Source organism: Phormidium sp. CCY1219, from assembly GCF_055795085.1.
Genome location: NZ_JAYFEQ010000662.1, coordinates 26,102 through 38,343, shown reverse-complemented (window position 1 = coordinate 38,343; position 12,242 = coordinate 26,102). Strand labels below are relative to the sequence as shown.

The window sequence follows — 12,242 nt, the reverse complement described above, 5'->3', positions numbered from 1 at the left end:
CGGAGCCTCGGAAGGGACGTTCCCAGGCAGGAGCCTGGGAACGAGTTAAACGAGTTATTCTCGATTGCCTCTCAATATTGCCTCTCAATTATTTATAAATTTATTCATAGGAATTCGAGGTAAAAATGCGATTTTAGTAGCAAGTAATAAGGTTGTTTCTTAGCTCAAATTATTTGATTTTTTGGATAATTTTAGAGATTTTTACTGTAAGTTAATTTAATAAAAAATGAACGATGCAGATAAAAAGTAGGGAGATGAAACTGCTATTTTTAACAATTATTGCATCGGAAAAATTTCGATAAAATGGGGATAAAACGGTTATTGAAACAATCGCATCTGGTTAAAAAAGAATATTAAAAGACAGATATGCACCCCGGAGAATTGTTTTAGGGCTTTTCATCGAGCAAACCTACGGACTTCCAGGCAAAGTAGACGGTAAAAGCTCGCGCGAGGTCGCGGGTTGCGCTGTCGAATTCGGTTGGCTGAGACTGAGGTTGGGGTTGAGTTTTGGGTTTGGGTTGAACTTTCACGGTACAGATTCCTTGTGAGTGGCTTTGCAAACTATGGTAAATAGACATTCAATGGCTGAAGCTGAGAATCAGCCAGTTTTCCAGGTGTCATTGCAGAGATTCCCGAGAAGGAAGCGATCGCCCTCCAAGCTGCGAAGGGAAGCAGTGTCGGCGTTTCGCACCATTATAGCGGTTGAGTGGGATATGCAAAGGCAAGGGGGACAATTCCGGAACGCCAGTTACACAAGCGTCTACCTGCGATCGCCGAATTTTCCCCGGGGCAAGGGAAAAAGAGCGAACCACTGAAAATAGTGGAACATCTGCCTCGCCATCGCCAACCGGAAAACTCGTACAGTGCAATTACCGAACGAAAACCGGAATTGCTATGTTACTTCATCGGATTTCACTACTGGCTGCTTTAATTGTCGCACTGGGGAATACTGCAGCGCCGGCGCTGGCGGATTCCCTGGGGAGAGAAACCCGCCCTTTGGCAAACAACGCCGCGATGCCATCGGCGACGGTGTATCGATCGCCCATTGCGGCCACATCTCACCTCGTTTTATCGCTGAGCGATCGCCGGGTGTATGTGTATCGCGATCGGCGCTTGCAAGCTTCCTATCCGGTTGCGGTGGGCAAACCCGGTTGGGAAACCCCCACAGGCACCTTTCGAGTGTTTCAGAAGGTCACGCATCCCGATTGGGAGAGTCCGTTTACCGGAGAAATCATTCCGGCGGGAACGCCAGAAAACCCATTAGGGCCGAGGTGGATTGCCTTTTGGACCGATGGAAATAATGCGATCGGATTTCACGGCACTCCCTTCGTCAATTCCATCGGACAGGCGGCATCATTTGGTTGCGCCCGAATGCGAAATGAAGATATTATCGCCCTATTCGAACAAGTAGATATCGGCACCACGGTGACGGTGATTCCCTAGTTTTTTCGTTTTTTATAACCGAGAAATGTAGGGTAGGCAATGCCTACCCTAATACTCTGGTTCCTCTCCCAAGTCTGAATCCGTTTCGGGGATTTCCTCGGGGTATTCATCCGTAGAGAATTTTAACCCCGCATTAATTAAGCCCCCGATCGCGAAAAACACAAATAAAGCAAAAATCGCGATAAATATGCGGATAACAATGTGACTGGGTGAAGTTTGTTTAGACATAAGTAATCATTAATTTAAAAGCAATTAATAAGAATATAAGCAAGGGTTTTAACCTTTGCATGAAGGTGGATTGGGGGAAAATACGCCTCGGGTGGGGCATTCTCCCCAGGCGGTAACGAGTATAAAAAACGAGTGATTTTGCAGAAGTGCTAATTTTAATTTGCCGACCGATTTGATTTTAAAAATTGAACCCCAAGAAATTCCAGTAAACTAACAAGTAAGTAAAGCCAAAGGCGGCGAGGGTAATGACACTGTAATGCGATCGCTCCCAAACCGACCAAGATTGCTGGCGCATTCCCCAGACAGCAAACACAGGCAAAGCAACGGTTAAGCCAGTAGAAATCGGGGGCAAGCAAAGCCAAGCGATCGCCACTGCAGGCACGCCATACACCAGCTTCCAAAGGCCAATCCACCAAATCGTGACGGGAAAACCAATTAAAAACGCCACATCGAGCAGACACACCAAACCCGCTACCAGCCAAGCGATTCGCCCCATTTTATCTTTGCGATACGGGGGAGTTTGTCCCCAGCGGGTTTTGATAATATCTCCCAACCAAACCCAGCATCCGGTGAGAAAAATCAGGCCAGAAACGCCAGCCAAAGCTAACTGAAATAGAACCGTTTCATACCAGGGTACTTTTTGAAAAGCGCCGAGTTTAGGGCCGATGGGATTAAAAGCGTAAGCAATCTCACCGTTTTCATTGTCAGCAAAGGCGGTATAATCGCGATCGGAGAGTCCTTGAAATAACAGAGAATCCACCGGAAGCACTTCGCGGCGAATCGGCGAGCCACTGCTAAACAGATTTGCCGTTTTAATCCTTAACGTTTGGTTGTCGGTGGCTTTAATGTGGAGATGAGAAAACGGTGCGGCAACCTTGGCGAAAGTTTCCCGGGGATATTCCAGATCGCGATAGGTGCCAGCAAACCGTGCCGGCTCGAAATTCAATTCTGCTGGAGGTTGGGGCGCGGGTGAGGAATTTTGCAGCGGATAATAGCGATCGAAAAAAGCTTTGAGCAGGGGTTCGTGCAAACCGGTAAAGCTATTGACGGTAATAAAAATGCCCAAGTTGCGATCGGGAAGGAGGGTAATCGAACTGGAATAGCCGCGCAAGTTGCCGGCATGACCGATGGTTCGCATATTGTTAACCAATCGTTCGTGAAAACCGTAGGCAGTGCCGGGGAGTTTTGGATGGTGGGTAAAGTGTCGCTCCTGCATCAATTGCACCGTTTCCGGTTGTAAGATAGGGCGATTTTGATAGCGACCCCGTTGCAAATTAGCTAGCATAAAATGCGCTATATCCGTGGCAGTGGTAGACAAGGCTGCTGCCGGAAAAATATTAAGATAGAGAAAAGGAACGGGACGATACTCACCGCCGCGATACTGATAGCCCACTGCCAGATCGGAAGCGAGTTCGGGGGGCAAAGGCTGCTGAAAGCTGCTGCGCTGCATATCCAACGGTTGCAGGATATTTCGGTCGAGGTATTGAATGAAAGGAGTGTTGGCAATTTGTTCGACGAGATAGCCTAACAAGGTGATAGCCACATTGGAATAGTAGTAAATTTCTCCTGGGGGGTAAGCAATGGGAGGCAGCTTGCGGCGCAGGAAAGAGTCCAGGGGTTCCATGTTAGCGGGAGTGGAGGCGGCGATGCCGATTTGCCGTCGGGTGATGCCGCTGGTTTGGGTCATTAAGTTAGCCGCGCTGATGGGTTGCGGGTAGGGGGTTTCGATTTGCCAGTCTTGCAGATAGGAGTTGATATCGGCGTCGAGATCCAGGGATCCGCGTTCGTAAAGCTGCATCGCGGCGGTATCGGTAAAGAGTTTGGAGAGGGAAGCGACACGAAACAGGGTGCGATCGGGGTCTACGGGGATTTGTTTTTCTACATTTGCATAGCCGTAGCCTTTGGTGAGGAAGAGTTTGCCGTCTTTGACGATCGCGATCGCAGCGCCGGGAATATGATTGTTTTTCATTTCTTGGTAGATAAATCCATCCAGGAAAGCTTCCACTTCCTGGGGATCTGTCGGTCCGAGTCCATTGGGCCGAGGTGCCTCCGTAGCTGCCTCTGGGATGGAGGTGGGGCGATCGGGGGAGAGTAGCGGCACTCCCGTGGTTTGAGTTAGTCCCACTGTGGCAAAATAAGGCAGTCCCCCCAGGCAAAGGGCGATCGCGGCGACGATTGCTAGATAAATTAGCTTTGTGTAAAATTTCGGTTTGACCACGGTTGCCTCTGTACCTCGACGGAAAATTGCTGTAGTTGTGCTACATCTAGCGTATTTCTCCCAGGGGTGGCCTGAAATCTATCTAGGGGAGGAATTGCGGGCAAGCCTCGCCCCGCACACCTGGGCGTTTGAGAAGGAGCCTCCCGAAGGGGCGTGAGAACCTGCAGGCGATCGCTCGCGGTTTGGTCAAGCCGGCACTGGATGTGATGCGGGTTCCACGGATGGGGTAGGGAGGGGTGATGCAGCCGAGGGGAATTGGTTCTGAGGAAAATCGGCGTTTGATGGGGCGAAAAAAAGGAATTGTCAGCAGTGTAATTTCCTTCTTTAGACAGATGTTTGGGGGTAGATCTTGGGGTTATGGTACGGACAGGATTTTGGAAAAAGGAAAGGGTCAGCGTGCCTATTTTTTTTTCCGGGATTCACGAGCGGCAATTCTGAGGTTGCGCGAAAGGGCAAAGCAAGTCCACAGCGACAACATTTGAGGAAACGCGATAAATCGCGAAATCGGGTCTGCATCCCGCCGAACCAAAAGCGCGATCGCAGCACAGTTGCGATCGCAAAAAAAGCTCAATTTAATGATTGGAGGAAAGCAGTTTATGCTTCAAAAAACAAGATCTGATAACAAAAGTGGAAAAATCCGCATGGGTGCGATCGCAGTGGCGGTAATGGCGATGCTGCTGTCTGCTTGTAGAAACGAAGTGCCCAACGCCTCAGTTCCAGGGGAAGAGGGAAATATCGGCACGGAAACCGTTGCGGAGGACACCGATGCCCTCCTAGGTAGCGTCGTCACCGTCAGAGGCGAACCGGTGCAAAAAGTCAGTGATGTGAGCTTCACCGTGGCGGATGAGGAGTGGTTTGCCGGTGAAAGCGTCTTAGTGGTGAACGCTTCCGGAGAACCCACCGTACTTCCCGCAGAGGACGATACCGAAGTGCAGATTACGGGGACGGTTGCCGAGTTTGTGATGGTGGATATCGAACGCGCTTACGATCTGGATTTAGATCCGGATTTGTATGCCGAGTATGAAGGCAAACCGGCGATTATTGCCCAGTCTATTGCCATTTCCCCGGAACCGGGAGAAATCACCGAAAACCCGACGCAATATTACGGTCAAATTTTGGCAGTTCCGGGTGAAGTGGAAGATATCGTCGGACCGAATACCTTTACGTTAGACGAAGAGGAAATTATTGGCGCAAGCGATTTGCTGGTGGTGGTTCCCGCACCTACTCGGGACATTGTGGATGGAGAAAAAGTCGTTGCCACTGGTGTACTGCGTCCGTTCGTAATCGCCGAACTGGAACGAGAATACGAGTTAACCTGGGATTTAGACGTGCAAAGTCAGTTAGAAGCGGAATATCAAGATCGACCGATTTTGGTGGCTGATGACGTTTATCCCTCTGCTGTAGAGCGGTAAAATAAGCACGCTGAAGGTGAAGGCATTGTGACCGATCGTCGGGCAGGGAATGCACCAAATCGGTATCGGGTTGCTTCCCTGGTCCGGTGAGTTGGGATGAGCAAGGCTTAAACCCGCGCGATCGCATTCAATTGCGATCGAGTGGGCAGATTATGTATCATAATCCTGTGTTTCCCAACTAATATGAGAGATGCTGCCGACGACAAAGTACCCGGGATCGCCCACTCTAACATCCGGCTGGAAAAATGGTATAACAACTCTGAAGGAGGAGTTGTCATGCATTAGTCCTTGCTTGTCAGGCGGACTATAGCCCGCCGAGCCTAGGGATCCTAACGCTTCTTGCATGGGCGCGATTTCAATCCCCCGCTTTGACTCGGCAGTTACGTACAAAATATATACAAAAATCGAGGAACCGAGATTTTATGTGCAAAATACGGATATTATATTCATTGGAGTAGAGCGCGATCGGGAAACTGGAGGTCACAAGGGTAGATTTCCGCGAAGGCATTCTCGCTGGCTGGAGCGCTTTATATACTCGGGTGAAGAATGTGTAAGCACCCCCGTGGTTTCTGCGGCTCCTTGCGATTTGTGGCAGCCGGAAAAGTAGCAACAAACACTCTGCCTTAGGGAGGATGACTGTAAGGGAATTTTTTGCAAACCCTACCGGCATGATGTGGGCAGCCGCCACTACCCGTACCCCAAGAAAAGGCGATCGCCTCGCGCGAGATTGGCGGAACCTTGGTAGGCATGGGTTCTCACCCTTCCACCACGGGGAGGAGACCGTTAAAAAACTCGGCTACGTAGCCGGTGAAAAAAAACATCCCTCCAAAGATAGAAAAACCGAATTGAGCCACCCCCAATCTCACCCCCGATTTCTCTGGGGCGGTTGTCGCCGGAGGAATTAAGCCACTGGTACGCCCGGGCGGCGATTTACGCCTTTCCGGCGCGTTATGAACCCTTTGGGTTATCGGTGCTAGAAGCGGCCCTGAGCGGATGTGCGCTCGTTTTGGGAGATATTCCCCGTTTGCGGGAAATGTGGGGGGATGCGGCGGTATTTGCGAACCCGGACGTCGCGAGGCGCTGGCGAGGGCGATCGATAGTTTAATTGAAGATAGCGATCGACGCCAAGAATGCCAGAATCGCGCCTTCACCCAAGCATTAGAATTCACCCCAGATCGAATGGCCTCTGCTTATCGAGAAGCCTACGAACAACTGACCCAATCATAGAGGAAAAACAGGGAGGCAAAATTGTGACTGTCGGGCAACTCATCGGCGTTATTCTGTTTGTAGTGTCGCTGTTCATTCTCTGGAAAATTAGGCTAGTCATTCTCCTTGCTTTTACCGCTGTGGTTTTTTCCACCGTAATTAACCGCATGGTCGTGCGCTTTGAAAGATCCGGTCTCAATCGCAGTATTGCCGTTGCCTTTTCCGTAGGAATTATTCTCGCCTTTATCGGCGGATTTTTTGCCATTGTCGTTCCCACGGTCATTCAACAATTGCAACAACTGATCGACCTAGTTCCCGAAGGACTCGAACGGTTGCGCCAGTGGTACGTTTGGCTGCAAAACCTGATTCCCGGTCGATTGCTGGCCGATATCAGTAGTTTGGCCAATGTTGTCGATCGCATTCCCGGTTCTACCTCCGATTGGTTTGGCGGATTTTTTACCATTTTTTCCAACTCGGTAGACTTCATGCTGAACTTATTAGTCGTGATTGCAGTGACGATTATGTTATTAGCCAATCCCGACCGATATCGGCATATTTTCATCATGGCCTTTCCGGCATTTTATCGCCGCCGCGTGGATGAGATTCTCTGCAAATGCGAAACCAATCTCGTCGGTTGGGCGCTCGGAATGCTCTTCAATATGACCGTTATCGGACTATTTAGCGGTGTGGGATTGTGGATTTTGGGGGTGCGATTGGCATTGGTCAATGGGTTGATTGCCGGTTTGTTAACTTATATTCCCAATCTCGGCCCGACCTTGAGCGTAATTCCTCCCGCCGCATTGGCGTTACTCGATGCCCCTTGGAAAGCGATTGCGGTGATTATTCTGTATTTCGTCATTCAGCAAGTGGAAAGTACCGTCCTCACCCCCCTGGTGATGAAGCGACAAGTTTCCCTCCTGCCGGCAATTACTTTATTATCCCTGATTACCTTTGGCATTTTCTTTGGTCTGTTAGGATTGTTTCTGGCTCTACCTCTGGTGGTGGTGCTGCAAGTTTGGTTTAAAGAACTATTGGTCAAAGATATTCTCAATAGTTGGACGAAAAATGGCAAAGACAATTCCCGCTACGAGACCCATGACAATAACTCCCCGGAAAACGCTGAGGCAGAATCCGCCGAAAGTTAAACCGCAACTCATACGAACCGGATAACATGGGTTGGGCTGCAATTGGCCGAAAATTACGAGTTTTTACCTCGGTGGGTAGAGAAAATGTAAACCTAAACCTGTTACAATGAAGGCAAACAAAGTCTTTATAAAATCACAAAGTTTTCATGCCGATGGTACAGAGTAACTCTAGAGATAATTCCCAAACCCATAAAAACCTAGCCGAGAAAGAGTCTAGCACCTCTCGGATCGCTCCTTGGATCGCTCGCTTGGTTTATCCCTTGTTTCGCTATCTGGTTTTACCGTTTTACTTCGATCGCATTGAAGTAAAAGGACGGGAAAATGTACCCGAAGGCGGACCGGTAATTTTAGCGCCAACCCATCGCTCGCGGTGGGATGCGCTGCTCATCGGATATGCGGCGGGAAGAGATATCACCGGGCGAGATTTGCGATTTATGGTATCCGCCGATGAAATGCAGGGGTTGCAAGGATGGTTTATTCGCCGCTTGGGCGGATTTCCAGTGAATCCGAAACATCCGGGCATTTCCAGTCTTCGTCATGGAATTGAGTTGCTGGAAAACAAAGAAATGCTGGTGATTTTCCCTGAAGGGAGAATTTTTCACACTCAGGAAGTGCAACCCATCGAACCGGGTTTTGCTCGTTTAGCGCTACAAGCGGAGTCTAACAATCCCGGATTGGGGGTAAAAATTGTGCCAATGAGTCTGTCTTACCATCCGCCGATTCCTCACTGGCGCAGCGCGGTAGAAGTGGCGATCGGCGAGCCACTTGTGGTGGATGATTACTGCAAAAAGCCGCCGAAAGAATGCTCGAAATATCTGAAGGCGGATTTAAAAGCGGCGCTGGAACGGGTCCATGAGGAAAGATTAAAAGCTGAAAAAAATTGAAGCGATAGGCGAAGAAGATTCCATAGGGTAGACTCGGGGAATAGAGAGAAAAAATCCCGGTAGGGAGAGCCTGCCGGTGGCGGAATAATTTTCCTCTATCCTGTGGGGAAAAACACAGGATAGAGGAAACAGCATGTTATCGATTGTCTTGGGTTTCCAGAGAAAATTGGGGAGCGGTTACTTCATCGATATCAACGGTTAAAGATTGCAATCGCTCTTGGATCTGAGGTTCGATGTCCTCTTGCACTCGTCCTTCGAGATAGCGTCCTAAAAAGCGCTCCACTGCTGCTGCCACGGCAAGGCGATTGTTTTCGCGGCGAAACCCATGCCCTTCATTGGGTGCTACCAGATATTTTACATCCCGATCTAACTCGCGTAACGCCACTACAATTTGGTCGGATTCTGCTTTCTTAACGCGCGGATCGTTAGCTCCTTGAATCACCATTAATGGTGCTTCAATTTCCTCGGCAGAAAATAGGGGAGATTGCCGCTGCAACCGCTGGCGTTCTTGCGGATCTTCGGGGTTTCCCACCCGCCGGAAATACTCTTGTTCGATGGGTTTCCAATAGGGGGGAATGGAATTAATTAAGGTAATTAAATTAGACGGACCGACATAGGAAATACCGGCGGCGTATAAATCCGGCGTAAAGGCAAGACCGGCTAAGGTGGCATATCCGCCGTAGGAGGCACCAAAGATACCGACCCGATCGCGATTGGCGATACCTTCTTCGATTAAGAATCGCACGCCATCGGTGAGATCGTGTTGCATGACCCCGGTTCCCCATTCTTCATTGCCCGCATTCAGGAAGGCTTGACCGTAACCGGAAGACCCCCGATAATTCGGTTGTAAGACGGCATAGCCTCGGTTGGCCAAGAATTGCGCGTAGGCATTGTATCCCCAGCGATCGCGTACCCAAGGTCCGCCGTGGGGAAAAATCACCACGGGTAGATTGCGCGCTTCCACGCCGTTTGGGATAGTTAAATAGGCCGGAATTTCTACCCCATCGCGAGCGGGATAGCGAATCTCGTACATGGGAGAGAGACGATCGCTGGGCAAATCCGGACGAGATTCATAGAGCAGTTCCAGGTCTCCCGTGTCTCGATTGTATAAATAGGTGGTTCCCGGGTCAATATCTCGTTCCACGCTGACCAGCATCAGGCGATCGGTATTGGCGGGAAAAAAGAAAGAAAAAATCCCGTCGGGCAAAGCGCTTTTTAACGCCTGTAATTCCCGAGCAAATTGTTCGTTTTTCGGATAGATGCGCTGGCGATCGCTGTAATAAACCGTAGCGAGCAATTCATCGCTGCTATCGGAAAAAACCACCGACCCTAAATCCACTTCCCGCTGGGGGTCTACCGCCACTAACTCGGTTTCTTGGGTATCCGGGTTGAATAAAACCAAGCGCGTTAAATCGGCATTTTCTCCTTTATTAGTTGTCATATAAACCCGCTTGCCATCTTTGTGAAACATTTGCGGATTGCAGCTTTCTTGAAAGCTACAGCGATAAACCGAAGTCCAATTCTCTCCCTCGACGCGCAAAATTTCCCTACCGCCATCGGAGGTGGTTCGCACCGCCAAGCGCAGGTTTCCCTCGCGATCGGCTACCCAGGCGGCAATATTGGCATCGTTTTTCACCAGCAGTTTTCGTTCTCCGGTGTTCGGATTGATGCGATAAACGTCATGCAAGGCTGGATCGCGATCGTTCAATCCCACCACAATCGCATTAGGGTCTTCTTCTGCTAAAGAAATCATGCGCGCTTTTACCCCTTCGATGGGAGTTAAATCCCTAGCTTGCGGGGCTGAAGATTCCGATGCCAATACCCGCTCGGGATCTACGGCATAAATGTGGTAATTTTCGTTGCCGCCTTTATCTTGCAAGTAGAGAATGTATTCTCCATTTGGCGTCCAGAAATAAGTGGGAACCGGGCTATCTTTTTCCGCCGTTACCGGACGGGCGGCAGAAAAGGGTTCGTCAATTCGTTTTATCCAGACATTGAGAACGTCATCAAACGGTTTTTTAAAGGCGATAAACTTGCCATTGGGGGAGATTTGTGCACCGGTAATTTGCGGGTCGCCAAAGAAAACTTGTCGGTCGATTAAGGGGGGCAGGTTTTCTGAATTCGCGTTAGTATTGCTTTGAGAAAAGCGAGTGGGTGGGGCTGGATGTTCGGGTTGAGAAAATGCCGATTGGGGAAAGGTGGTCATAAGTTTTATAGCGGCGAGGACCAAGCCGATCGCCGTGATTTTTATCCATTTCATAGGGTAAATCCTGATTTTTGTTGCAACATATCGAGCCGAAGGTTCGTGGGAAACTGTGGCGATCGCGCATACTCGGGAATCGGCGTCCCCGAAACAAGGCGATCGCGGAAAACCCGGGGGAGAAAATGTATCGCCCTTCCTAGGTTGGCGCACCGCTTTCGCCGACAGCTAACGGAGTGCTGTAGCGCTGGAAGATTTCGTCTATCAGCCACTCGGTGGTCACTTGAAAATTATGTCCGGGGGTGGGCAGTAACTCCAGATAAGTGCCCTGACGGATCAGGTGTCCTAGGTGGCCCGTGACCTTGAATCGGTTAAACAGGTGAGCCGCACTGTCTTGCAATCCCAGTTTGAGCAGGGAACCGCGCAGGTTGACTTCACTGGGAGTGGGTGATTTCCCCTGGGATATCGCCTTCAGGTTATCTGCGATCGCTCCACCTTCCTGATAGGCGACTTCCGCTAACGGAGGCAGCAAATTGTCCGCTTCGGCGGCACAGTCTCCGCCGGCAAACACTTCTGGAAACCCGGGCAGTTGCAGGGTGGGCGTTACCTTTACCCGCCCCAGGCGATCGCGGTTCGCGTCCTCCACGGATAACGCTTCAATCAACGGATGACAGCGAACTCCCGCCACCCACAGCAGGGTTTCCGTTTCCAGGATAGATTCTGCGTCATTATGTTTGTAGCGGATGCGATCGGGTTCCACCTTCGTCACCAGACACTCGAGCCACGGCTCAACCGATACCTGGCGCTGTTTTAACGACTCGATAATGCGATCGCACATGGGAGCGTTAATATCGTCCGCGAGAATTTCGTCCGTCTGTTCCAGCAGTACGATGCGAATTTCTTGCGGATCGCCGCCGAGTGTCGCATACCAGTGGGGCAGCAGATCCGCCAGGGTTCCGGCTAATTCCACACCCGACGGACCACCCCAGTGCCACGGTGAGCAAAGCGCGTCGTTTTTCTGCATCCTCGGTCATTGAGGCGCGTTGCAGGCAATCTCGCAGGTGTTCTCGCAGGGCGAGTGCATCCGCTTGATTGCGAAACGTCAGTGCATTCTCCCGCGCGCCTTCTACGCCAAAATAATTGACGATGCTCCCCAGGGCTAATACTAAATGGTCGTAAGTGTAGGTTAAGCCAGAGGCTAAGCAAAGGTTTTTTTCCGGTAGATCGATCGCTTCGACGGTATCGCGAACGAACTTTATCTCCTTGCCCGAGAGTAATTTCTCATAATGGGGACACACTTGCTCAGCGGTCATCTCTTCGGTGAGAAACTCGTAGAGCAACGGCTGAAACGTAAAGCGCGAGTTGCGATCGATGAGGACGATCGGCTTCTCGTAGTTTTGGCGAACCAGATGGATGGCGGTAAATAAGCCGGTAAATCCTCCACCCAGAATGACTGTGGGATTCGGCGAGTCAGTCATAAGACATATTTTATAGGGTTTACATCAA

At 50.2% G+C, this 12,242-nt stretch carries 12 protein-coding genes; 6 read left to right on the top strand and 6 right to left on the bottom strand.

What is annotated here, in order from left to right:
• Positions 1 to 386: 386 nt before the first annotated feature.
• The gene (locus tag AC0QH1_RS19480; RefSeq protein WP_324632943.1) at positions 387 to 530 is read right to left on the bottom strand and encodes a hypothetical protein; all 144 of its coding nucleotides are present in this window, start codon (positions 528 to 530) and stop codon (positions 387 to 389) included.
• A 176-nt stretch (positions 531 to 706) separates the two neighbouring features.
• Between AC0QH1_RS19480 and AC0QH1_RS19475 the strand changes: the two genes are divergently transcribed.
• Together AC0QH1_RS19475 and AC0QH1_RS19470 are read left to right on the top strand one after the other, a co-directional pair.
• Entirely contained in the window at positions 707 to 931 is a 225-nt protein-coding gene (locus tag AC0QH1_RS19475; RefSeq protein WP_324632942.1) for a hypothetical protein, read from the top strand.
• Positions 895 to 1,443, top strand: coding sequence for a L,D-transpeptidase (locus AC0QH1_RS19470; protein WP_324632941.1), 549 nt, complete (start codon positions 895 to 897; stop codon positions 1,441 to 1,443). The genes AC0QH1_RS19475 and AC0QH1_RS19470 overlap by 37 nt, the downstream gene beginning before the upstream one ends.
• Before the next feature lie 48 nt (positions 1,444 to 1,491).
• Here AC0QH1_RS19470 and AC0QH1_RS19465 read toward each other — a convergent pair whose 3' ends face one another.
• The gene (locus tag AC0QH1_RS19465; protein WP_324632939.1) at positions 1,492 to 1,671 is read right to left on the bottom strand and encodes a hypothetical protein; all 180 of its coding nucleotides are present in this window, start codon (positions 1,669 to 1,671) and stop codon (positions 1,492 to 1,494) included.
• Positions 1,672 to 1,849: 178 nt separating this feature from the next.
• Complete coding sequence (locus AC0QH1_RS19460; protein WP_324632938.1) at positions 1,850 to 3,889, bottom strand: serine hydrolase domain-containing protein; 2,040 nt, start codon at positions 3,887 to 3,889, stop codon at positions 1,850 to 1,852.
• Positions 3,890 to 4,485: 596 nt separating this feature from the next.
• Here AC0QH1_RS19460 and AC0QH1_RS19455 point away from each other — a divergent pair.
• The 4 genes from AC0QH1_RS19455 to AC0QH1_RS19440 all read left to right on the top strand — a co-directional run bounded on the left by AC0QH1_RS19455 (position 4,486) and on the right by AC0QH1_RS19440 (position 8,536).
• The gene (locus tag AC0QH1_RS19455) at positions 4,486 to 5,301 is read left to right on the top strand and encodes a hypothetical protein (protein ID WP_324632937.1); all 816 of its coding nucleotides are present in this window, start codon (positions 4,486 to 4,488) and stop codon (positions 5,299 to 5,301) included.
• An 886-nt stretch (positions 5,302 to 6,187) separates the two neighbouring features.
• On the top strand, positions 6,188 to 6,406 hold the full coding sequence (locus AC0QH1_RS19450) for a glycosyltransferase (RefSeq protein WP_442957340.1): 219 nt from the start codon (positions 6,188 to 6,190) through the stop codon (positions 6,404 to 6,406).
• A 145-nt stretch (positions 6,407 to 6,551) separates the two neighbouring features.
• On the top strand, positions 6,552 to 7,652 hold the full coding sequence (locus AC0QH1_RS19445) for an AI-2E family transporter (RefSeq protein WP_324632935.1): 1,101 nt from the start codon (positions 6,552 to 6,554) through the stop codon (positions 7,650 to 7,652).
• Positions 7,653 to 7,804: 152 nt separating this feature from the next.
• Positions 7,805 to 8,536, top strand: coding sequence for a lysophospholipid acyltransferase family protein (locus AC0QH1_RS19440; protein WP_324632934.1), 732 nt, complete (start codon positions 7,805 to 7,807; stop codon positions 8,534 to 8,536).
• 136 nt (positions 8,537 to 8,672) lie between these two features.
• On the opposite strand, the gene AC0QH1_RS19435 is transcribed toward AC0QH1_RS19440, so the two are convergent.
• The 3 genes from AC0QH1_RS19435 to AC0QH1_RS19425 form a co-directional block, all read right to left on the bottom strand.
• A complete protein-coding gene (locus AC0QH1_RS19435; protein ID WP_324632933.1) occupies positions 8,673 to 10,796 on the bottom strand; it encodes a S9 family peptidase in 2,124 nt (707 codons plus the stop codon).
• A 139-nt stretch (positions 10,797 to 10,935) separates the two neighbouring features.
• Entirely contained in the window at positions 10,936 to 11,676 is a 741-nt protein-coding gene (locus AC0QH1_RS19430; RefSeq protein ID WP_324632946.1) for an NAD(P)/FAD-dependent oxidoreductase, read from the bottom strand.
• Positions 11,582 to 12,214: an NAD(P)/FAD-dependent oxidoreductase gene (locus AC0QH1_RS19425; RefSeq protein ID WP_324632932.1), complete on the bottom strand. Its 633-nt coding sequence runs from the start codon at positions 12,212 to 12,214 to the stop codon at positions 11,582 to 11,584. The genes AC0QH1_RS19430 and AC0QH1_RS19425 overlap by 95 nt, the downstream gene beginning before the upstream one ends.
• Positions 12,215 to 12,242 lie beyond the last annotated feature (28 nt).

Coding starts and splice junctions, on each gene's coding strand:
- AC0QH1_RS19470 (WP_324632941.1), top strand. CDS start 895: ATGTTACTTCATCGGATTTCACTACTGGCTGCTTTAATTGTCGCACTG.
- AC0QH1_RS19465 (WP_324632939.1), bottom strand. CDS start 1,671: ATGTCTAAACAAACTTCACCCAGTCACATTGTTATCCGCATATTTATC.
- AC0QH1_RS19455 (WP_324632937.1), top strand. CDS start 4,486: ATGCTTCAAAAAACAAGATCTGATAACAAAAGTGGAAAAATCCGCATG.
- AC0QH1_RS19440 (WP_324632934.1), top strand. CDS start 7,805: ATGGTACAGAGTAACTCTAGAGATAATTCCCAAACCCATAAAAACCTA.
- AC0QH1_RS19435 (WP_324632933.1), bottom strand. CDS start 10,796: ATGAAATGGATAAAAATCACGGCGATCGGCTTGGTCCTCGCCGCTATA.
- AC0QH1_RS19425 (WP_324632932.1), bottom strand. CDS start 12,214: ATGACTGACTCGCCGAATCCCACAGTCATTCTGGGTGGAGGATTTACC.